The following is a 20,998-nucleotide window of genomic DNA, read 5'->3' as shown; positions in this document are numbered from 1 at the left end:
GAAAAAGTAAATCATAAATGAAATAAAAGCGAGTAGAAATAGTGCGAAATCAAGTGCGTTCAACATGCAATCCCTCCAATTAAATATACGAGCTGGCTTCTCCATCTGATTGTATCTTTTTTCAAAAAAGAATAGAACAAAAAAAGAGGCTAGTCACCGTAGTACGTTGACCAAGCCCCACATCAATTGAAAATCGTATTATTTCTTAGGTGACATAACCGACACGCTCGAACCGAGAATTTTCGGAAGGCGTCCTGGTTTCTCTGTTGCTTCTTCGACTTCACCGTAAGCCGATACACCGTGTTCTGCGATATCAAGACCGACATCTTCTTGTTCTTCAGTGACACGAAGACCGATTGTGACGTCAAGGAGTTTCAAGAAAGCGTAGCTTCCGCCACCAGCGATGACCATGGCGATCAATACGCCGAGTGTCTGTACGCCGAGTTGCGTCAATCCGCCGCCGTAGAAGAGTCCAGCAGAACCGATTCCCGTGATCTCGACAAGACGAGGAGAAGCGAAGAAGCCAAGTGCGAGTGTTCCGATGATCCCAGCCACACCGTGTACAGAGAAGGCACAGAGTGGATCATCCACATATTTCGCCATCAAGATGCTCGTTCCATATGTTGCGATCGATGCGAGTGCACCAATGACGACTGCCGCCCACGGCTCTACGAACGCACAAGCCGCTGTGATTGCAACGAGTGCTCCAAGCACACCGTTGACGATCGTCGGGATATCGGCCGTTCTACGATGGAGCATCACGATGGCAAGTGCACCGAGCGCACCAGCTGCTGTTGCGAGCATTGTTGTCAGCGCTACGTAACCGAAGAATCCATCTGCGACTGACATCGTTGAACCGGCGTTGAATCCGAACCAGCAAAGCCAAAGCACGAGACCACCAACAACAGTTAATACGTGGTTATGACCAGCAAGTGATTCCGTCTTGCGACGTGGTTTTAAGATGATCGTAGCCATGAGAGCTGCCATCCCACCTTGAAGGTGAACGACTGCTGATCCTGCGAAGTCTTGCATTCCCATCGATCCAAGCATGCCGCCAGCCCATACTGAGCGTGCAACGATTGGGTAAAGGATGGCAACGAAGAAGATACCGAAGAGAACGTAGGCAGAAAGCTTAGCCCGTTCCGCGAATCCGCCCCAAGCGATTGCGAGGGAAACTGCAACGAATGATAACTGGAATAAGAATTTGATATCGATTGAGACGTTTGCCCAATCGAGGCTTGTGAACGATCCACTTAAGAAGAATCCTTCTGTCCCAAACCAAGTCGTTCCGTCACCGAACGAGAGGCCGAACCCGACCGCCCAAAAAGCGAGTGCCGCCACAGAGAGGCTGATAATTTGTTTGACCGCGACGTGCCCGGCGTTCTTCGCCCGGAGCGTCCCTGTCTCGAGTAATCCGAAACCTAATTGCATCGTCAATACGAGCAATGCAGCGATGAGTACATACAGCGTGTCCATATAATAGAGAATGTCTTCCATGTTCATGCCCTCCTTTTTCTTAGGTGCTTTCCAAAAGTTGACTTCAGTGTAAAACGAAAAAATGATGTTGGATTGCATTTTGTCAGATTATCTGACATAGTTTTTTTATTAAGGAGGGCGAGGGCGAATGGACTATAAATCGAAGAAAGTGATCGGGATGGGCGTCGTGACAGAGTTGACGGGACTTTCTGAGCGTCAGGTCCGCTATTATGAAGAAAAAGGTCTCGTCTTTCCGGAACGAACAAAAGGTGGTTCACGTAAATATTCCTTCCATGACGTGGAGCGTTTAGTTGAAGTGGCGACCAAGCTGGAGGATGGGTGGCGGATTCAAGATATTAAAGAGCGCGAACGTCGATTATCGGCGAAACAGCGTGATGATTTGATTCGGGGTCAATTGAATTCGGCATTCCGAACATTTCCGACAAAAAAATGACACAAAGAAAACACAATGAAAATGCTTCACATTAGCATAATTCTAATTAATTTCTGTATAATGTTTTTGAGTTCACAAACACGAGAATAAAAGAGTGTAGGAGAAATTTAGAGGGGAATGACGCGACGTATGAACGATACTATTTTAAAAGCGTTTAAAGGAGAGGCGACAGATTATGTACCTGTATGGTATATGCGCCAAGCCGGACGCTACCAACCGGAATATCGAGAGATTAAAAAGACGAGGTCACTATTCGAGATCACGCATGATCCTGAACTTTGTGCATATGTCACGGAACTTCCGGTGAAACAACTCGGAGTCGACGCGGCCATTCTATATAAAGACATCATGACGCCACTCCCATCAATGGGTGTGGATGTCGAGATTAAGAGCGGGATTGGTCCGGTCATCGATAATCCTTATCGAACAATGGAGGATGTAGAACGCTTAAAACCGTTAAACCCGGAAGATATCTCATACGTTTTCGACACGATTCGTCTATTACGAGAACGACTTGAAGTGCCACTCATCGGGTTTTCAGGGGCGCCGTTCACATTGGCGAGCTACATGATTGAAGGAGGTCCATCACGGAACTACCATCGTACGAAAGCACTCATGTATGCAGAGCCAGACGTATGGAATGCGTTGATGGAAAAACTCGGTGACATGGTCATCACGTATGCGAAGGCGCAAGCGGATGCTGGCATTCAGGCGTTCCAATTGTTTGATTCGTGGGTCGGGACGCTCAGCCGTAAAGACTACGCGCGTTACATCAAACCGACGACGGAACGTATTTTCAAGGAATTGCGTTCCCTCGATATCCCGCTCATCATGCATGGGGTTGGAGCGAGTCATCAAATCGAAGAATGGCACGACCTTCCACTTGATGTGGTCGGACTCGATTGGCGTCTGTCTGTCCAAGAAGCGCGCGATCGTGGCATCACGAAGGCTGTCCAAGGGAACTTGGACCCGTCGTTCTTACTGGCTCCGTGGCCGGTCATCGAAGAGAAGGTAAAAGAAATTTTAGATGAAGGAATGAAACAGCCAGGATACGTCTTCAACTTGGGACATGGGGTATTCCCGGAAGTCGATCCGGCCGTACTCGTCAAACTGACGGCATTCATTCACGACTACTCACGCGAAAAAATGGGAGGCAACTAATTATGAAAACAGTCGGACTACTTGTCATGGCGTACGGCACACCGTACAAGCCGGAAGATATCGAACGCTACTATACGCACATTCGTTACGGACGCAAACCGTCACCGGAAGCACTCCAAGATTTGACGGAACGCTATGAAGCGATTGGTGGTGTCTCTCCACTCGCAAAAATCACGATTGATCAAGCGGAGACGCTTCGTGACATCTTGAATGAGCGTCATGCAGGTGAAATCGAGTTCAAACTGTATATCGGATTGAAGCATATCGAACCATTCGTAGAGGATGCGGTCGCGCAAATGGCGAACGACGGCATCAAAGAAGCGGTATCGGTCGTATTGGCACCGCATTACTCATCATATAGCGTCAAATCATATAACGGTCGTGCGCATGAAGAAGCAGCGAAATATGGCATCGACATCCGCTCAGTTGATTCTTGGTATGACGAACCGAAATTCATCAACTGGTGGGCAGAGGCAATCAAAGAAACGTTTGCAAACTTGCCTGTACCGGCTGAAAAAGCATGCCTCATCGTATCGGCACATAGCCTTCCTGAAAAGATTTTGGCTGGGGGCGACCCATATCCAGATCAATTGAAAGAGACGGCAGACAAAATCGCTCAGGCGACAGGTGTTCCGAACGTTGAAGTCGGTTGGCAGTCAGAAGGGAACACACCAGATCCATGGATTGGACCAGACGTCCAAGACTTAACGGCTGAACTTTATGAAAAGCATGGCTACGAAGCGTTTGTGTATACACCGGTCGGCTTTGTCGCAGATCACCTTGAAGTACTATTCGACAACGATGTTGAATGTAAAGTCGTCTGTGACCGCCTAGGAGTTCACTATGCTCGTCCAGCTATGCCAAATGCAGAGCGAAGCTTCATCGAAGCCATCGCGGATCGAATGGAAAGCGTGATTGTACATCATGCGTAAATTTACGATTGTCGGTGGTGGGATCACAGGTCTCACTGCCGCTTTTTATGCGGAGCGTTATTTGCCGGAAGATGTGTCGATCACATTGCTCGAGGCGACGGATCGCCTCGGCGGAAAGATTGATACGTATGAGACGGGCGAGTTTGCGGTTGAACGCGGACCGGACTCGTACGTCTTTCGAAAGACAGCGATGACAGAATTGATTGAAGACGTCGGTTTAGGTGATGAACTCGTTCGGAACGGTGTAGGGCAGGCTTATGTCCTCCATCATGACGGGCTTCATCCAATCCCGAAACAGACAGTGATGGGGATTCCACTTGATGTCAACGCGTTTCGTGAAACGACACTGCTCTCTGAAGAAGAGCATGAGGACTTGAAGAAGATGTTATTGACGCCACCCGATGTGGAAGCGCCAGACTCTGATGTCTCGCTCGGTCTCTATCTTCGTGAGCGTGTCGGAGATCCGATTGTCGACCGTTTGATTGAACCGTTACTCTCTGGCATTTATGCCGGGGACATCGATCAAATGAGCGCGATGTCGACATTCCCGCAGTTCATCGAGGGAGAAAAGAAATACGGGAACTTATATGAAGGAATGCGTCATTTGCGTCCTGAACAGCGGGTCGCTGAAGTTGGTGCGAAGAAAGTCGGTCAGTTCGCCTCGCTGAAACGGGGACTCAAATCGCTCACGGACCGCCTGGCTGAGCGATTGGAACGAACTGAGGTCGTGTTGAACTGTTCCGTCGAACAAGTATCCGAACGTGAGGACGGGTATCGCCTCTTTACGAATCGTGGAGACATCGATACGGACCATCTCGTGTTGACGGTCCCACCTCGCCTCATTCGTCAGTTCCTCCCGAAAGTCGATAGTGACTTCTTGGCAGAGATGAAGCCGCATGCGACAGCGACTTGCTCACTTGTCTTTAAAGAAGAAGATATCGAGCTTCCATTCGTCGGGACAGGATTTGTGACGAGTCAGGAAGCAGATGTGACGATTACGGCGTGTACGTTCATCGACCAGAAATGGCCACATGCCGTACCGGAAGGATATCACGTCCTCCGAGTCTTTTTAGGTCGACCGGGGGCAGATGACATCGTCGAAGCGTCCGATGATGAGATTGTCGAGACGGCGTTACATGATCTTCGTGGTCTCATGCGGATTCACCGTGATCCGATTCAAACGGTCGTCAGTCGACTTCGTGACGGATTGCCGCCTTATGCGGTCTTTCATGCGGACCGCGTCAAAGCGCTCCGAGCTGAGATGAGCCGGGTATACCCTGGAGTTATTTTGGCCGGGATTGCCTATGACGGGATTGGGATGCCGGACTGTGTGAAGAGCGTGCGGGAACAAGTGAAGGCATTGCGTGAAAAAAATTGAGATTTGATGAAGGGAGGGTTCGGATTGTTCCGAATCCCTCTCTTTTTGTTATAGTTAGAAGCGAAAGAGAAAAAGGAGTGATGGAAGATGGCAACGTATAAACTTTTTGTATCAGACATGGACGGTACGATTTTGCACAACCACACCAAGATTGCGAACGAGACAGCAGAAATCGTTCGTGAAGCAGAAGCAGCAGGGATTCGATTTGCTATTGCGACGGGGCGCAATTATGTGAATGCGAAACAAATCTTAGACGAGGTCGGACTCTCTTGCCCAATCGTTTCGTCGAATGGGGGACGCGTGCTCGACACGTCGGGAGAAGTCCTTCACGAAATCGATTTGACGATCGAAGAGGCGCTCCAAGTCATCGATGTCCTTCATCAAGATGACAAATATGCGGACGTCTTTTACGAGATGTACACGGAAGCTGGGCTTGTGGCGAGCCGTGGCGACTTGATTGAAGCGTCGATGAAAAACTTGAAAGCGAATGGTGACGATCGCTCGCTTGAGATGTACGAATTCTTCAAGAATCGCTATTACGTCAATGAAGATGTGAAGATTGTCGACGACATCGAGGGCTTCATTCGTGAAGAAGCAGGGCGTGTCTACAAGTTCATCGCGTTCTCAAGCCATCTTGAGAAAATGACGGCTCTTTGGAAAGAAATCGAAGCACAAGTCGAAGGGGTGTACGTCACGTCTTCAGGTAATGACAACATCGAAGTGATGGCACATGGCGCAGATAAAGGTAACGGTGTGACAAAACTCGCTGAACATTATGGCATCGATTTATCGGAAGTCGTCGTCATCGGGGATAACTTGAATGACGTCCCGATGTTCAAAGTGGCCGGTAAAGGGATTGCGATGGGCAACAGCCACAAAGACTTGATTGCCATCAGCGACCATGTCACAGAGCGTCACGACGAGTACGGGGTGGCGAACGCCTTGAAACGTGTGATGACAGGTGAGTGGGAGTAAAAGATTTGTCGAGGCATCGTCTCGTTTCGTATAATACGAGTAACGAACATCCGACTAGGAGGAAATAGACTGTGAAATTTATTTTTAATCCGGATATCCGCGACCCGAAGCTTAACTTGGCGGTCGAAGAGTATATCTTAAAACACTTGAACGTAGATCATGAAGATTACTTCTTGTTCTATATTAACGGCCCATCAATCATCATTGGGAAGAACCAAAACACGTCAGAAGAGGTCAACTTGAAGTACATCGAAGAGAACGGCATCGATGTCGTTCGACGCCTTTCTGGTGGGGGTGCTGTTTATCACGATGAAGGAAACTTGAACTTTAGTTTCATCACAAAAGACGATGGCAACTCGTTCAATAACTATAAGAAGTTTACGCAACCAATCGTTGATGCGTTACGCAACCTCGGTGTCGAGGCTGAACTAACGGGTCGTAACGACATTCAGGTCGGAGAGCGTAAAATCAGCGGGAACGCCCAATTCACGACTCGTGGACGTATGTTCAGCCACGGAACACTCATGTTCAACTCGAACATTGAAGAGGTCGTCAACTCGCTCAACGTCTCGGAAGAGAAGATGCGCTCTAAAGGGATCAAATCGGTCCGTAGCCGTGTGGCGAACATCACTGAATTTTTAGAGCGTGAGATGGAGATGGAACATTTCGTCGAGGCGTTGCTCCATTCGATTTACGATGGCGAACAGCCAGAGCGTTACGTACTTCGTGACGAGGATTGGGAAATTGTTCACGATATCTCGAAAGAACGTTATGCGAACTGGAACTGGAACTTTGGGAAGTCGCCGAAGTTTGATGTCGAGTCGAAACGTCGCTTCCCAATCGGTACAATCGATGTCCGCTTGAACGTCAACAAAGGGACGATCACAGAAGCGAAGATTTACGGTGATTTCTTCGGTGTCGGTGACATCCAAGATGTCGAACAAGCGCTCGTCGGAACTCGTTTCGAACGCTCGGCAATCCGTGAGCAATTGATGCAACTCGATTTGAAACATTACTTCGGAAATGTTGAGCTCGAGGAATTGGTTGATTTGATTAGTTAATGAAAAAGGTTCTTCGGGAGTGGACTTCCGAAGAACCTTTTTTCATATGACTTATAAGAGGTTAGTTTAACTCTGTTTCAAGGATATTCAAGTTTCTTTCGAAAAAATCTATATTTTGTTCAAGTCCTCTACGATTACACCATCCGATACTATTGAACGCATCGGTGAATCGATAAAAAGGAAGCACGCGCTCGAGATCAATCAATGGTCTAATACTTGAGTAACCTTCTCGATAGGCTTCATATAACTGTGAGTCATGACTCAGATAATCGCGATAAATCTTAGTGAAATCGACTTCTGTTGAACCGAAACGAACTGTTTCAAAGTCAATTAAACTTGAGACTTCGGATGATGTGACGAGAATATTACCCGGTCTAAAATCCATGTGTATGAAACTAGGTCCATCTGGTTCAGGAAGGTTCATCTTCATTTTTTCAAAAGAATGTATGGCTTTATTGTATAATGCTTCTTCCAACAAAGGTCTTGCATCTACGGCGAAACCATAAAATTGACGATCTAGAAATTGTGGCCACTCTTGAAAAACATTTTCGATATAGGTGTTCTTGTGATTGGCTGGCGGTTGAATGGAGTGTATCTTAGCGTGCACTTGTCCCACCTGAAAAGCGATCGTTTCCGATGAGTCTAAGGAAAGTTGCTCACCCATTGATTCTTTTAATAATAGTGCACCAGTTGAATTTTCATCGCCGGTCCAATAGTTTAGTAATTTTGGGATTGGGACGTGACCATCTAAAAGTCGGTAAGCTTCAAGTTCACGAAACAATTTCACTTTAGAGAAAGGGATTTTGATATATACAACCTCACCATTATTTTGCACACATCGATAAACAGTCGAACTAAAGGAATTTTCTACAGAATCGAAATGTTGGATATTCAATGCAAAGATATTAATAAGCTTTTCGAGCAAAGTTATCCCCCCCACTATAATGTTATATATCTAACTAAAACAAATTACTAAAAAAGTATAGCATTACTTTTTCGATGTTTGGCAGTTTCGTGAACGTTGATGCTACGGATTGCACCGGGACAGGAGAAGGCGTATCATAATTTGTGCAAGCGCTTTCGTGGAGGCTGGTCAAAATAGGAGGAGTAACGATGTATCGGAGGCTCAGTGAATGGATGGATGCAAGTCGTATGTGGGTGACGGAACAAGCGACGTTTGAACGGGCTGTCATGGCGGTAGGACTAGAGTTGGAACGTAAAGAGATCGTCGATTCTTCATTTATACGAGTGATTCTGGATCAAGAGACGATTATTCCGTCTGGAGTGAGTGACGTGGCCGTTCCGGTGGCTGTCATCGATGTTCCGGTCTCCATCTCAAAACGAGACGGCATATCACTCCTTCACTTGTTACATCCGTGTGAGGTGAAGACGATCACGGGTGAAATGATTCACGCGAAGGCAATCTTATTGATTACAGCTACGACGGAACCAAAAAAACAGGCGTACCATAAATTGATTGATGATTTACTTATGGACGACGAGTCGCTTCAAGCGCTCGTGCATGTTCAAAGTCGAACGGGATTGTATCACTTACAGACGAACTTTTTGGAAGCGTTTTCTTATTGAAGCATTTCATGTACAATAGAAGTAATTGAAAAGGGCGCGGACAACGTGCTCTTTTTTATGGCTCAAAAGTGAATCATCATTCATTTAAAGGGGGATTACCATGGCAAACTTAGTCAAGTCACTGCAGGAAGTAGTGGCTGCTCACCCGCAAAAAGCAGCGTACGTGTTTGGGGAAGACACGGTGAGTTACGGACAGTTTTATGGGCAAGTCAAGGCGATGGCATCGACGCTTGAACAAAAGGGGATTGGACAAGGCGACCATGTCGCTCTCGTTCTTGGCAATAGCCCTGCGTTCTTGATTGCGTACTTCGCTGTGTTGTCACGTGGAGGGGTCGTCATTCCGATCAACCCTACATACACGCCTGATGAAATGGCGTACATTCTGCTTGATGGAGACGTAAAAGGGATAGTTGGATTGTCACCGCTTGTCGCACAGGCGGAGGCGGCACTTTCGAAGTTGCCACAACTAAAACTCGTCATCTCGGTCCCATATGCCGATGTACCGGCATTGAAACGGGAAGGCGAAATTGAGTTTATTCCGTTCGCGGAAGCGTTCGCAGAAGCAGAGGGGACGTTCGTCGAAGTAGACGAGGAAGAGGTTGCTGTTATCCTCTATACGAGTGGGACGACCGGAAAACCGAAAGGCGCTTTATTGACCCACCGAAACTTGTTCTCGAATGCGCACTCCATCGGGGAATATTTGGATATCACGCCAGAAGATAAGGCGTTGGCGGCATTACCGATGTTCCACGTGTTCTGTTTGACGGTCATCGTCAATGCGCCGCTCCTTCGTGGTGCAACGATTGTCATCTTACCAAAATTCTCACCACAAGATGTGTTCGACTTAGTGCCGAAGCATCGTGTGACATTATTTGCGGGAGTGCCGACGATGTACAACTTCTTGCTGCAGACGGCGATGAAAGTACCGGCCTATACGTCTGCGTTGAAACATGTACGCGTGTTCGTCTCAGGAGGGGCGAGTTTACCGGTCCAATTGCTCGAGTCGTTTGAGAAGATGTTCGAATGTAAGATTCTCGAAGGATATGGACTTTCTGAGGCGTCACCGGTCACTTGTTTCAATCCGCTCCACGGTGAGCGAAAAGCTGGGTCAATCGGTCCTTCAATCGTTCACGTCGAAAACAAAGTCGTCGACGAGCTTGGGGAAGAAGTCGGCGTCGGGGAAGTCGGAGAATTGATTGTACGCGGACCGAACGTCATGAAAGGATATTACAAGTTGCCGGAAGAGACGATGATGACGCTCCGTGACGGATGGCTCTATACGGGAGATTTGGCGAGACGTGACGAGGACGGTTATTTCTATATCGTCGACCGGAAAAAGGATATGGTCATCGTCGGAGGTTATAACGTATACCCTCGTGAGGTAGAAGAAGTTCTTTACCAACACCCTGACATCGTGGAAGCGGCAGTAATCGGTGTGCCGGATGCCGAACAAGGGGAAGCGGTGAAAGCGTTCGTCGTCACGAAACATGAAAATGTGACGAAAGAGGACATTCGTGCATACACACAAACGAAGTTGGCGAAATATAAGCAACCGACTTATATTGAGATCATCGAAGAGCTTCCGCGAAATACGACAGGTAAGATTTTACGTACGGTCTTAAAAAGCGAAGCGTTTCAAAATAGTTGAGTAAAGGGGGGTGACTACGAGTCGTCCCTTTTTTATCATTTCATTTGACACTATTACGGGGTAGGGGTATATTAAGGGTGAGGTGATCAACATGGATGAATTTTTGCATGAACAACCACTCGTTCCACGTGATGATGCTGAGCGGGAGGCACTCGGAAAGCGTCTTAAACGAATCGAAGGACAAGTCCGGGGAATTCAAAAGATGGTCGAGAACGACCGATACTGCGTCGATATTTTGACACAGACGTCAGCCATTCAAGCTGCGTTGAAGCAAGTCGAGATGCAACTGTTAGAACGTCATATGCGCAAGTGTTTGGTTCACGCGAGTGAGACGGAGGACATGGAACCTTACATTGATGAATTGATGACGATTGTCAGCCGCATCAAAAAATAAGGAGGGATGTCATGAAAACCGTTGAGTTATCCATACAAGGAATGACCTGTGCGGCTTGTTCGGCACGAATCGAAAAAGTGTTGAACAAGATGGACGGAGTCGAAGCGACCGTCAACCTTCCGCTCGAGACGGCAACAATCCGTGTCGATGAAGGGATCACAGAAGAAGAGCTAATCGCCCGAATCGAGAAGATCGGATACGGAGCTGAACCGAAAGTGGAGATGGCACCACCGCATGATTTGCGTCCATTACAACGGAAAGTCATCATCTCTGCCTTGTTGTCGGCGCCGTTACTCCTCGTCATGCTGACACACATCCCAGGACTCGGATTTCATGCACCATGGCTGATGAATCCGTGGTGGCAATTCGCTCTGGCGACTCCCGTCCAGTTCTGGATTGGGGCGCAGTTTTATCAAGGGGCGTATAAGAGCTTGAAGAGTGGCTCGGCGAATATGGATGTACTCGTCGCGACGGGAACGTCAGCCGCATACTTTTACTCCATCTTTGAAATGATTGTGCACCCGATGAATCCACATCTCTACTTTGAAACGAGCGCCGTTCTCATCACGCTCGTATTGCTTGGGAAATGGTTAGAGGGACGAGCGAAAGAGAAGACGACCGATGCATTGAAGTCACTGTTATCGCTTCAAGCGAAGGAAGCGATTCTCTTTGTCGACGGAGAAGAACGGTCTGTCGCCGTCGAACTTGTCAAAGCGGGAGACGTTCTCGTTGTTCGTCCGGGTGAGAAGATTCCGGTAGACGGACGGATTATCGAAGGGGAGACGGTCATCGATGAATCGATGTTGACCGGTGAATCGATTCCTTTAGAGAAGGCGATAGATGCCGAGGTCGTTGGTGGAACGATCAACCAATCCCACCGAATCCTCATGCGGGCAGAACGTGTCGGGAAAGAGACGATGCTCGCTCAAATCGTACGTGTCGTCGAACAAGCACAAACGGATAAGGCGCCGATTCAACGGCAGGCCGACCGCATCTCTGGCGTGTTCGTACCGATCGTCGTAGCCATCAGTGCCGTCACCTTCGCTGTCTGGGCGTTCCTCTTGAATGATATCGATACGGCCATTCGTGCATCGATTGCGGTACTCGTCATCGCTTGTCCATGTGCGCTTGGTTTGGCGACACCGACATCAATCATGGTCGGAACCGGACGAGCGGCAGAGCAAGGTGTCTTGTTCAAAGGTGGCGGTCAACTCGAATCGCTCAATGAAGCGAATATCGTTGTCTTCGATAAAACAGGAACGTTGACGAACGGTACGCCTGAAGTGGTGGAAACGTTTGGAGATGAAGCGTCGCTCCGACGTGCTGTTATGGCAGAACGTCAATCGACACACCCATTGGCTGCAGCGATCGGTCGTGAACCCGGCGACGGTGTCGTAACCAAAGTAGAAGAGCTAGCGGGACGTGGTGTCAAAGCGATTGTCGATGGAGAAGAGCTCATCATCGGTTCTGTTCGAATGATGGAGGAGCTCGGATTCGACTTACCAGATTGGTCGATGCGAGCGATGACCCCGGTCTACGTCGCAGATGAGAGTGGGATTGTCGCGGCGTTCGGACTACAAGATCAATTGAAGCCGAAAAGTCGAGATGTTGTGCAGACACTCAGTCAAACACGCGAGGTGTACGTCTTGACCGGTGACCGGAAAGAGGTTGCCTATGCGATTGCCGATGAACTTGGGATTCCGCATCGCCAAGTCATTGCCGAGGTACTCCCTGTCGAGAAGGCGGACCAAATCGAACGCTTGAAGAAATCAGGTCGTGTCGCGATGGTAGGGGATGGCATGAACGATGCACCCGCCCTTGCGGTAGCAGACGTCGGGATCGCATTCGGAAGTGGTACCGATGTCGCGCTCGAGGCGGCGGATGTTACAATTGTAGGGCAAGACATTGAAGGTGTGAGTCGGGCGATGAATATGAGCCGCTTGACGATGAAAAACATTCGTCAAAACTTGTTTTGGGCCCTCGCTTACAATAGTCTTGGCATACCGGTCGCAGCAGCGGGGTTACTTGCCCCATGGATCGCGGGTGCGGCGATGGCGTTCAGTTCGGTGTCTGTCGTCTTGAACGCATTACGATTAAAAACACAAGGAGGATCATCATCATGAAAGAAACAACGTTAACAGTAGAAGGTATGACATGCAATCACTGCAAAGCTGCAGTGGAGGGAGCATTAAATGAATTAAACGGTGTCGAATCAGCGACCGTATCTCTCCAAGAGCATCGGGTCGACGTGATTCACCAAGACTCTGTCACGCGCGAAGCGATGGTAGAAGCAGTCGAAGAACAAGGATACGACGTAAAAGCATAATGATGAGAAGTCCCGAGTCAAATCGGGACTTTTTTTGTTGTATTCAATGAACTGGATGTATGCTATATTTAAGTTGATAATGAGAATCGGTATCAACGGGAGGCGAACATCATGGAAATCATCATGATCAGTGGAGTGTTGGCGTTGATTAGTGGGGGCACAGCGTTTTTGGCGCAACAGTTACGAACAAATTCAGTACGTTGAAGAAGGTGCGAATTTCGTTGCCTTCTTTTTCTTTGACTCTAAACCTTTCCCATCATTTCACGACAATTGTTTGATATGATGAGAAAAAACGTGTTGAGGTGACTTGAATGTATACAATCTACTTAGTCGACGATGAAGCAAACTTGAATAAAATGCTCGTCACGTATCTAGAACAGGAAGGATACAACGTTCGTTCATTTGCGGACGGGACATCCGCACAAGAAGCCATTCCGGACCAGCCAGACTTATGGGTGCTCGATATCATGCTGCCGGACTTAGACGGATTTCAATTGTTAAAACAAATTAAGGCCGTCAATGCGAATACGCCAACGATTTTCATCTCAGCTCGGGATGAGGATATCGATAAAATCATTGGTCTTGAGATGGGATCGGATGACTACATTGCCAAACCATTTCTCCCGAGAGAACTCGTCATTCGCGTCAAAAAGCTGATTGACCGTGTCTACGGATCGAAATCAAACGAACATATCGAGTACGGAGAGTATACGATTTATCCGGACAAGCGTCTCATCAAACACGGGGATGAAGAGATTGATTTGACATCGAAAGAGTTCGATTTACTCCTTCTCTTCTTAGAACACCCTGGTTCCGCCTTGTCGCGTGAACAGATTCTCGAAGGGGTATGGGGGAATGATTATTTCGGTTCGGACCGTGTCGTCGATGATTTGGTGCGCCGCGTGCGTAAGAAATTGCATCGGCTTGAGCTCGAAACGCTTTACGGTATCGGTTACCGTCTCGTCAGACCATGATGAACGCACTTAAACCGAAGCGTCTCATGTGGAAGATTTGGGTGCTCATCCTGCTCATCATCGTGACGCTCGCGCTTATGATTTTGATCACGATTCGCTCTTCGATCACCCAGTTCATCGATGAACAAGTGTACGAGACGCTACGAGATGTAGACTACTATTTGGGCAATACGAACGAGTTAGAGAATTATCCGCAAAATCCGATTGAATATGACCGGCGCCAGCAAGAGTCACGTTCGGTCAACCAATTGATTTTTCTTCCGAATGGACGAATCATCTACGGATCGGCTCCACTTGAATTGACGAACCGGATGTATCAGGAAGCGTTGAACCAAAGTGGTCAAGTCGAGCGATATCAGACAACGATTGATGGGGAAGACGTCTATTACATCATTCGTCAAAATGAATATGACGGCACAATCGTATATCAAGCTTCCTATGCGTGGGATGCGTACCGACGTGAGTTGGTATCAACATTGTATTGGCGCATCTCGATCCTCATTGGGGTGATCAGCCTGTTGTCACTCATCCCAGCACTGCTCATGTCTCGCCAATTGACGAAGCCGATCGTCGAGATGGAACGGGCGGTCGAGAAGATTTCAAATCGTCAATGGGAGACGGCACTTCCATTGGATCGTCAGGATGAGCTCGGGCAACTGGCCCACTCGATCGATGCCATGCGCAAAGAATTGAAAGAACAGGATTTGGCACAGCAGGCATTGCTTCAAAACATTTCGCATGATTTGAAAACACCGATCATGGTCATCCGTGGATATGCCCAATCGATTGGGGATGGCATTTATCCGACAGGGGACTTGAAAGGTTCTTCTGAGGTCATTGACGAAGAAGCATCTCGACTCGAAAAGAAAGTCGTCGATTTGCTATATGTGACGAAGCTCGAATATTTCAAAGGGCAAGAGATGAAACTTGAACCGATCAATCTCGATAAATTGATGGAGCTTCTTGTGGCGCGTTTCAAACTGAGAGGACAGCTTGATTGGGAAATTAATGGTGAAGGCGGAGAGATGCTCGGGGACGGGGAACAGATTCGGGTCGCATTCGAGAACGTTCTCGACAACGCGCTACGCTATGCGGAGACTTGTATTCGGATTGACTTGAATCGGGACGAGTCTGGCGTGGAAATCATCATCTTTAATGATGGACCGCCGGTTGATGAGAGCCTCGACTTATTCCATCAGTTCTCTCGAGGCAAACAAGGAAAGTTCGGACTCGGCTTATTTATCGTCCAACGAATTGTGACACTTCACACAGGGGAAGTCTCCCTTCGAAATACAGGGGACGGAACTGCGGTACGATTTTATTTTCCGCGACTTAAACCGAACCATGCTTTAAAATCTAATACTTGATTTTCAAAACCAGCCAGAAAACGGCTGGTTTTTTTATGGGAAATGTTAAAAAGTCGATTTGCAGGACGTACGGAATCCTGGTATGAATGACGTGTAAGTCATTACATACGTTATGGGGGATGAAAAGATGAGTAGATTGACCAATGAAACGAGAGCTTTAATTCCTGTATTTAACGAGTTTGGCGAAGCGGAGACACTCGTGTATCAGCCGGAAGGCGTGACCCGGATGAAAGGATCACCCATCGATCTGTTGGAACATGCGTGTTTGTACTATGGATCGAGTATTCAAGGCAGAATTGAAGCCGCTCGTCATGTCCTCGGTCCACATCGGAAGACACCTGTCGTGATGGATTGGCATGCTGACGCGGTCTTCTTTCCGACGATTGCAAAGGAGAGTCCAGACTGTGCGTGGATCAACTTTCAACATGTGACATCAATCAAGAAAGACGGAAAACAGACGCTTATTCAATTTTTGACAGGTGAGTCGGTCAAGGTTCATGTATCCGATCATACAGTGGCAAGGCAAAAACAACGGTCAATCGAATTATCATACGCTTTTCAAAAACGTTTCCATGACAGCACATTGCAACACGCTTAAGGATTGAATTCACTGGGAAACCCCTCTATGATGAAGAAGAGATATCATATGTGTATTTGCACATCTTCCGAAAGTGAGGGGTTTTTATGTTTTTTGAGAAAATGATTGAACGAGGGAAACTGGTCATCGTGTTTCTTCTCGTAGCAATCGTCGTAGGTGTGCTGACGTTCTTCCAGCTCCCTAAGCGTGAGATTCCGGAGACAGGAATCAACATCGTGCTCGTTCAAACACCGTATCCTGGTGCAACTGCAGAAACGGTTGAACGAAGTGTTACCGGCGTGTTAGAAGAAGAACTACGCAGTCTAGAAGGCGTAGAGAATGTGACGTCGATTTCGGCTTCAGAGTTCTCGAATATTACGGTCGAGTATGCAGATGGAACCGATCAGGCAGAATTTCAGGCGAACGTACGCCAAGCTTTGTCTGATGCGACACCAAAGCTTCCGGAAAACGCACTCGCACCGACAGTCAATGATTCACTCGGTCAATTACCTGTCGCATCGTACTTATTGACAGCAGATGACCGTGAATCATTCGAGGACGTTCGTGCAGATATTGAGCAATTAGAATCAAACCTTCTGCGAACGGATGGTGTGACTGGAGTCACCGTCAAAGGGCTACCGGAGCAGGAATATGTCGTCTCGCTCGACTCCGAACAACTAGGTGCAAGGCAGCTCGCCTTCCCTGATGTGTTGACGGCCATCAACGAAGAGTACAAAACGACACCGCTCGGTCGCCAATCGACCGATGAAGGCATCTATCAACTAGCAATCGACAACTTGACGAATGTAAACGATATGGAGCAAGTCATCGTCGGTTCATTTAACAGAGAGCCCGTCTTGTTAGAAGATGTCGGAACGGTCGAAGAGACGGCGAAAAGTGAGACGGATCTCGTTTCATTAGACGGAAAACCAGCAGTTTCCATCACTGTACCGATTGAATCAGGCTTGGATATTCCGACGATGCAAGACCGTGTCAATGAGGTAGTGGAAGACGGTCTTGGAGATTTAGACGGGTTTGAGCTCGTCCCGTATTATGAACAGGCGAAAGCAGTCGATGCAATCTTCTCATCACTGACGCGTGAATTCATTATCGCGATCATCGCCGTCATTGCTGTGACAACGATTGGTCTCACGTTCTCTGGTTCAATCATCGTCAGTTTGGCAATTCCGTTGTCGTTCTTGATTGCCTTGATCCCGTTACAGTTCACAGGGGTCGATTTGAACCAAATCTCGATTATCGGAGCGATCATCGCCCTGGGGATTTTGGTCGATGACGCGATTGTCGTCAACGACAATATTTTACGACGGTACCGTAACGGGGATTCTGCGATGCTCGGAGCAGTTCGTGGAACGAAGGAAGTATGGGGCTCGATTGTCACGTCGACACTCGCGGTCGTCTTCGCCTTCCTTCCGCTCACTTTGCTCTCTGGAGCGAACGGAAACTTCATCCGTGCCTTACCGACGGTGCTCGCGCTCTCTGTCTTGGCATCGATGGTCATCAGTTTGACGCTCGTGCCGATTGCACAGTATCGTTTGAACCGAAAAGAAGTGAAAGTATCAAAACGTGAACCGGGTTGGCTCGGCGGACCGCTCAATCGTCTCAGCAACTTCTATGCCGACCGTCTCTTGCCAAGCGTCGCGAAACGTCCATGGACGTTCGGGATTGTCGGTTTCGTGATCACGACAGCGCTATATGGTTTGATTCTTCTCACGCCGTTTGAGTTCTTCCCGGCGGCGAACCGTCCAGAAGTGGTGACGAGTGTGACGTTACCTGTACAGACGGATTTAGAAGAGACGGAAGCACGACTTGAAGAAATCGAAGCAAGATTCCAAGAAGAAGAAGGGGTCGTTGAAACATCAATCTTTGCGGGTGGTGGACTTCCTGGTCTATTCACGGGTGGACTCGATCAATCCGGTGAAAACACAGGGCAAGTCATCGTTCGCGTCGATAATGAAGAAATCGATGCCATCGAGTTGATCGATAAATACACAAACGTGTTGCGTGAAGACTATCCAGACGCCGAAATCTTCTTAGATACGCAACAACAAGGACCGCCGGCATCGGCTCCTGTCGAATTCACGATGCGTAGCGAAACGATTGATCAGCTCGTCGCTGCACGTGACCAAGTGAAAGCAGACTTGGAAGAAATCGATGGCGCAATCGTCCTCGATAACATTAAAGAACCGTTCCAAACCCTCACATACGAGTTGAATCGTGAGGAGATGGCACAAGCGGGCGTGACGGCGAAAGCCATTAGTGATCAAATTCGACTCGTCACAGACGGTATTCCAATCGGCACGTTCGATGATGGGGTAGAACAGCGTGACGTGAAAATTGTCATCGATGCGGAAGCGAATCGCGAAGCACTTGCCCTTGATGACATTTTAGTTCCTGTCGAAACGGAAGCAGGTCCACCTGTTGCACCACTCAGCACGTTTGTGACGGAGACGACAACGGAACAAATCCAACAAATCCCTCGTGAAAACGGGGAGCGTTCGGTCACACTCCAAATTTATGCGAGTGAGGGCATGGACGAAGATGCGTTCAAGCAAGATGTTGAGCAAGTGTTGGAAGATGCGAAGTCTGGGTTAGAGGATGAAGGAATTACGTTCGACCAGACTGGCGCGAGCGACACACAAAACGAGTTCTTCTTAGAGCTTGCGACATTGTTCGTCGTCGTCTTGTTCTTGATTTACTTGATTATCGCATTCCAGTTCAACTCATTGTCGCTACCACTTCTCGTGTTGTTCACGATTTACCTTGCGATTGCTGGAGCGGTCGTCGGATTGTTCGTGACACAGACGCCGTTCAGTTTCATGGCATCAATGGGGATGGTATCGCTTGCGGGAATCGTCGTTCGGAACGCAGTCGTTCTGTTCGAGTTTATCGAACAACGCATTCGTGAAGGATTACCGGTCACAACCGCTGTATATGAGGCCGGACGGGCTCGGATTCGTCCGATTCTCTTGACAGCGCTCACGGCAGTCGTTGCCCTTTTACCAGTCGCACTTGGAGAAGATCCGCTCTTCAAACCGCTTGCGATCGGAATCGTGTCGGGTATTCTATTCTCGACTGTGTTGACTCTCGTGCTTGTGCCGGCGTATTACCTGATTTTGGCGAAACGTCGTCATAAGGACAAACCATTTACAGAATGAATCTTGAGAAGGTGTGACGCCTAAATGGTGTCACACCTTTTTTTGGACCATTTGTCACATGTTTTGGGTGATGTTGTATGGGTATAATTAGAAGAGAGGTTTTGAACAGTATGGGAGGGAATTGAAGATGAACGATTCATATACTTGGCTCAATCGTAGGAAAGTACGACCTGCGTATAGTGTGACAGGAAGCCGCTCTTGGTCCAGTGAGCGTGTCGTTCGACCAGATCGTGCGCGTGGGAAGATGGTACGCGACGTGAAACGTGTACGTCGTCCGTACGTAGACGAGTACGGCAATCGTCGCTGGACGACGGGGCGTGTGGTCGTCACAGATGCGTCACGTAAGGCGCGGGCGCATGGACACGGTGATACAGCCGTACAATTAGAGTTCTCGACACCAACGCCTTATGAGCGTGTGAAAGAGATGATTCCAACGAAGCGTGTGCTCGTCCCAGTCGTCGCTGGACTTGCTGTCGTCGGTGGGATTGCCGGTGTGGCGTATGCACTTCGTAAAAAGAAACGAAATAAGAAGAACTAAAAAAAATCGCCGAAAAATTCGGCGATTTTTTTATTTGAAGCGTTCAGCTAGAATGCGCTCGAGTTCACGTTGCCCGAGTTCACGCATTTCTGCCTCATTTTCTTCATCGTATGCGTCGTCCGAGAAACGACCGACAAATTCGACTTTGCCGTTTCCAAGTTCACGGAACACTAAGTTTTTGCGATCGTTGTAAAAGACGACACGGTACTCACGGCCATTTTCATGGTCGAAGTTGAAGACGCCTTTGATGTGATCCATGTTCTTCTCTTCCGGCTGATCCTCATCATCGTCCTCATCTTCTTCTGCTTCAGCTGCTTGGTTAGCTTCATCAAGCGCGTCGGCGAGGACTACCGTTTCTTCTTTTTCTTCCGTCCCCTCTTCCTCAGATGAGACGACTTCTTTTTTTTCTTCTTCTGTCATGTGAAACGACCTCCTTTACTTACTTTCCTATCATACCCACTTTTTATAGTTGTGACTACTCAAAATGATGCGAGCAAACGCGGACAACATTCGAGGACGACATGATTAGTCGCTGGAAGAGTTGGCGTTTGATTGATTCCGGCGCATCGACCGTCTTGAGCGCTTGCTCCATGCATCCGAGCCAATGCCCGGCATGTGTCTCAGAAATCGGATGCTCATGATGAATCATCGCTAAATTCCCGCCACCGCGACGTTCCGAATATAACTTTGGACCACCTAGCAACTGGGTTAGAAATTCAAATTGATGTTGTTTCACCCGATCTTTGTCTGCCGGAAATAGCGGTAGTAAAATCGGGTCGGCATAGACGAGGTCATAAAACGCGTCAACAAGTTGTTGAACGCCGCTTTCGCCTCCAAATTGTTCATAGGCACTCACATTCATTCCCCCTCATACGTTCAGTCTAATCGATTTTGAACAAAAATGGGAACGATGCAGGCTATAACTTTTTTTAGTGGGGTGAAGAGGAGGTTTCCCTCTACAAATGAAGGGAGAT

At 48.1% G+C, this 20,998-nt stretch carries 20 protein-coding genes; 16 read left to right on the top strand and 4 right to left on the bottom strand.

Annotated elements, in window-relative coordinates; genetic code table 11:
- Nucleotides 1-198: 198 nt before the first annotated feature.
- Nucleotides 199-1,503: an ammonium transporter gene (locus tag KNO85_RS10355; protein ID WP_251130621.1), complete on the bottom strand. Its 1,305-nt coding sequence runs from the start codon at nucleotides 1,501-1,503 to the stop codon at nucleotides 199-201.
- Nucleotides 1,504-1,624: 121 nt separating this feature from the next.
- Here KNO85_RS10355 and KNO85_RS10350 point away from each other — a divergent pair, with 121 nt between their 5' ends.
- The 6 genes from KNO85_RS10350 (at nucleotide 1,625) to lplA (ending at nucleotide 7,437) form a co-directional block, all read left to right on the top strand.
- On the top strand, nucleotides 1,625-1,930 hold the full coding sequence (locus tag KNO85_RS10350) for a MerR family transcriptional regulator (protein ID WP_074032630.1): 306 nt from the start codon (nucleotides 1,625-1,627) through the stop codon (nucleotides 1,928-1,930).
- A 117-nt stretch (nucleotides 1,931-2,047) separates the two neighbouring features.
- A complete protein-coding gene (gene hemE / locus KNO85_RS10345) occupies nucleotides 2,048-3,091 on the top strand; it encodes a uroporphyrinogen decarboxylase (RefSeq protein WP_214789700.1) in 1,044 nt (347 codons plus the stop codon).
- 2 nt (nucleotides 3,092-3,093) lie between these two features.
- Nucleotides 3,094-4,023 carry a ferrochelatase gene (gene hemH, locus KNO85_RS10340; RefSeq protein WP_214789698.1) on the top strand — a complete coding sequence of 310 codons (930 nt, stop codon included), beginning with the start codon at nucleotides 3,094-3,096 and terminating at the stop codon, nucleotides 4,021-4,023.
- Nucleotides 4,016-5,401 (top strand): protoporphyrinogen oxidase, encoded by a 1,386-nt coding sequence (hemG, locus tag KNO85_RS10335; RefSeq protein WP_214789697.1) that lies wholly within the window; start codon nucleotides 4,016-4,018, stop codon nucleotides 5,399-5,401. The genes hemH and hemG overlap by 8 nt, the downstream gene beginning before the upstream one ends.
- Nucleotides 5,402-5,488: 87 nt before the next feature.
- The gene (locus KNO85_RS10330; RefSeq protein ID WP_214789695.1) at nucleotides 5,489-6,376 is read left to right on the top strand and encodes a Cof-type HAD-IIB family hydrolase; all 888 of its coding nucleotides are present in this window, start codon (nucleotides 5,489-5,491) and stop codon (nucleotides 6,374-6,376) included.
- A gap of 71 nt (nucleotides 6,377-6,447) precedes the next feature.
- Nucleotides 6,448-7,437 (top strand): lipoate--protein ligase, encoded by a 990-nt coding sequence (lplA, locus tag KNO85_RS10325; protein ID WP_214789693.1) that lies wholly within the window; start codon nucleotides 6,448-6,450, stop codon nucleotides 7,435-7,437.
- A 61-nt stretch (nucleotides 7,438-7,498) separates the two neighbouring features.
- On the opposite strand, the gene KNO85_RS10320 is transcribed toward lplA, so the two are convergent.
- The gene (locus KNO85_RS10320) at nucleotides 7,499-8,362 is read right to left on the bottom strand and encodes an aminoglycoside phosphotransferase family protein (protein ID WP_214789691.1); all 864 of its coding nucleotides are present in this window, start codon (nucleotides 8,360-8,362) and stop codon (nucleotides 7,499-7,501) included.
- 188 nt (nucleotides 8,363-8,550) lie between these two features.
- Between KNO85_RS10320 and KNO85_RS10315 the strand changes: the two genes are divergently transcribed.
- The 10 genes from KNO85_RS10315 to KNO85_RS10270 all read left to right on the top strand — a co-directional run bounded on the left by KNO85_RS10315 (nucleotide 8,551) and on the right by KNO85_RS10270 (nucleotide 20,024).
- The gene (locus KNO85_RS10315; protein WP_214789690.1) at nucleotides 8,551-9,024 is read left to right on the top strand and encodes a PTS sugar transporter subunit IIA; all 474 of its coding nucleotides are present in this window, start codon (nucleotides 8,551-8,553) and stop codon (nucleotides 9,022-9,024) included.
- Between the two features lie 100 nt (nucleotides 9,025-9,124).
- Complete coding sequence (locus tag KNO85_RS10310) at nucleotides 9,125-10,672, top strand: long-chain-fatty-acid--CoA ligase (RefSeq protein WP_214789689.1); 1,548 nt, start codon at nucleotides 9,125-9,127, stop codon at nucleotides 10,670-10,672.
- Nucleotides 10,673-10,763: 91 nt separating this feature from the next.
- A complete protein-coding gene (locus tag KNO85_RS10305) occupies nucleotides 10,764-11,066 on the top strand; it encodes a metal-sensitive transcriptional regulator (protein ID WP_214789688.1) in 303 nt (100 codons plus the stop codon).
- Between the two features lie 11 nt (nucleotides 11,067-11,077).
- The gene (locus KNO85_RS10300) at nucleotides 11,078-13,189 is read left to right on the top strand and encodes a heavy metal translocating P-type ATPase (RefSeq protein WP_214789687.1); all 2,112 of its coding nucleotides are present in this window, start codon (nucleotides 11,078-11,080) and stop codon (nucleotides 13,187-13,189) included.
- Nucleotides 13,186-13,392 carry a copper chaperone CopZ gene (gene copZ / locus KNO85_RS10295; protein ID WP_214789686.1) on the top strand — a complete coding sequence of 69 codons (207 nt, stop codon included), beginning with the start codon at nucleotides 13,186-13,188 and terminating at the stop codon, nucleotides 13,390-13,392. Before KNO85_RS10300 ends, copZ begins: the two co-directional genes overlap by 4 nt.
- A 311-nt stretch (nucleotides 13,393-13,703) precedes the next feature.
- Nucleotides 13,704-14,366, top strand: coding sequence for a response regulator transcription factor (locus KNO85_RS10290; RefSeq protein ID WP_015880954.1), 663 nt, complete (start codon nucleotides 13,704-13,706; stop codon nucleotides 14,364-14,366).
- 26 nt (nucleotides 14,367-14,392) lie between these two features.
- Nucleotides 14,393-15,733, top strand: a complete 1,341-nt coding sequence (locus KNO85_RS10285; RefSeq protein ID WP_251130620.1) for a sensor histidine kinase — start codon at nucleotides 14,393-14,395, stop codon at nucleotides 15,731-15,733.
- 127 nt (nucleotides 15,734-15,860) lie between these two features.
- Nucleotides 15,861-16,331, top strand: coding sequence for a competence protein ComK (locus KNO85_RS10280; protein WP_214789682.1), 471 nt, complete (start codon nucleotides 15,861-15,863; stop codon nucleotides 16,329-16,331).
- Nucleotides 16,332-16,417: 86 nt separating this feature from the next.
- Nucleotides 16,418-19,486: an efflux RND transporter permease subunit gene (locus KNO85_RS10275; RefSeq protein WP_214789680.1), complete on the top strand. Its 3,069-nt coding sequence runs from the start codon at nucleotides 16,418-16,420 to the stop codon at nucleotides 19,484-19,486.
- A 127-nt stretch (nucleotides 19,487-19,613) separates the two neighbouring features.
- Nucleotides 19,614-20,024: a hypothetical protein gene (locus KNO85_RS10270; protein ID WP_015880958.1), complete on the top strand. Its 411-nt coding sequence runs from the start codon at nucleotides 19,614-19,616 to the stop codon at nucleotides 20,022-20,024.
- A 30-nt stretch (nucleotides 20,025-20,054) separates the two neighbouring features.
- Here KNO85_RS10270 and KNO85_RS10265 read toward each other — a convergent pair whose 3' ends face one another.
- Both KNO85_RS10265 and KNO85_RS10260 read right to left on the bottom strand, forming a co-directional pair.
- Nucleotides 20,055-20,444, bottom strand: a complete 390-nt coding sequence (locus KNO85_RS10265) for a hypothetical protein (protein WP_214789678.1) — start codon at nucleotides 20,442-20,444, stop codon at nucleotides 20,055-20,057.
- A gap of 55 nt (nucleotides 20,445-20,499) precedes the next feature.
- Complete coding sequence (locus KNO85_RS10260) at nucleotides 20,500-20,886, bottom strand: truncated hemoglobin (protein ID WP_251126009.1); 387 nt, start codon at nucleotides 20,884-20,886, stop codon at nucleotides 20,500-20,502.
- Nucleotides 20,887-20,998: the final 112 nt, after the last annotated feature.

The organism is Exiguobacterium sp. s124, assembly GCF_018617485.1.
GTDB classification, from domain to species: domain Bacteria; phylum Bacillota; class Bacilli; order Exiguobacteriales; family Exiguobacteriaceae; genus Exiguobacterium; species Exiguobacterium aestuarii.
This window is presented reverse-complemented; position numbering and strand designations above follow the sequence as displayed.

What these genes read in the sequence shown, in the direction of transcription:
- KNO85_RS10355 (WP_251130621.1), bottom strand. Translation starts at nt 1,503, where the DNA reads ATGAACATGGAAGACATTCTCTATTATATGGACACGCTGTATGTACTC.
- KNO85_RS10350 (WP_074032630.1), top strand. Translation starts at nt 1,625, where the DNA reads ATGGACTATAAATCGAAGAAAGTGATCGGGATGGGCGTCGTGACAGAG.
- hemE (WP_214789700.1), top strand. Translation starts at nt 2,048, where the DNA reads ATGACGCGACGTATGAACGATACTATTTTAAAAGCGTTTAAAGGAGAG.
- hemH (WP_214789698.1), top strand. Translation starts at nt 3,094, where the DNA reads ATGAAAACAGTCGGACTACTTGTCATGGCGTACGGCACACCGTACAAG.
- hemG (WP_214789697.1), top strand. Translation starts at nt 4,016, where the DNA reads ATGCGTAAATTTACGATTGTCGGTGGTGGGATCACAGGTCTCACTGCC.
- KNO85_RS10330 (WP_214789695.1), top strand. Translation starts at nt 5,489, where the DNA reads ATGGCAACGTATAAACTTTTTGTATCAGACATGGACGGTACGATTTTG.
- KNO85_RS10315 (WP_214789690.1), top strand. Translation starts at nt 8,551, where the DNA reads ATGTATCGGAGGCTCAGTGAATGGATGGATGCAAGTCGTATGTGGGTG.
- KNO85_RS10310 (WP_214789689.1), top strand. Translation starts at nt 9,125, where the DNA reads ATGGCAAACTTAGTCAAGTCACTGCAGGAAGTAGTGGCTGCTCACCCG.
- KNO85_RS10305 (WP_214789688.1), top strand. Translation starts at nt 10,764, where the DNA reads ATGGATGAATTTTTGCATGAACAACCACTCGTTCCACGTGATGATGCT.
- KNO85_RS10300 (WP_214789687.1), top strand. Translation starts at nt 11,078, where the DNA reads ATGAAAACCGTTGAGTTATCCATACAAGGAATGACCTGTGCGGCTTGT.
- copZ (WP_214789686.1), top strand. Translation starts at nt 13,186, where the DNA reads ATGAAAGAAACAACGTTAACAGTAGAAGGTATGACATGCAATCACTGC.
- KNO85_RS10290 (WP_015880954.1), top strand. Translation starts at nt 13,704, where the DNA reads ATGTATACAATCTACTTAGTCGACGATGAAGCAAACTTGAATAAAATG.
- KNO85_RS10285 (WP_251130620.1), top strand. Translation starts at nt 14,393, where the DNA reads ATGTGGAAGATTTGGGTGCTCATCCTGCTCATCATCGTGACGCTCGCG.
- KNO85_RS10280 (WP_214789682.1), top strand. Translation starts at nt 15,861, where the DNA reads ATGAGTAGATTGACCAATGAAACGAGAGCTTTAATTCCTGTATTTAAC.
- KNO85_RS10275 (WP_214789680.1), top strand. Translation starts at nt 16,418, where the DNA reads ATGTTTTTTGAGAAAATGATTGAACGAGGGAAACTGGTCATCGTGTTT.
- KNO85_RS10270 (WP_015880958.1), top strand. Translation starts at nt 19,614, where the DNA reads ATGAACGATTCATATACTTGGCTCAATCGTAGGAAAGTACGACCTGCG.
- KNO85_RS10265 (WP_214789678.1), bottom strand. Translation starts at nt 20,444, where the DNA reads ATGACAGAAGAAGAAAAAAAAGAAGTCGTCTCATCTGAGGAAGAGGGG.
- KNO85_RS10260 (WP_251126009.1), bottom strand. Translation starts at nt 20,886, where the DNA reads ATGAATGTGAGTGCCTATGAACAATTTGGAGGCGAAAGCGGCGTTCAA.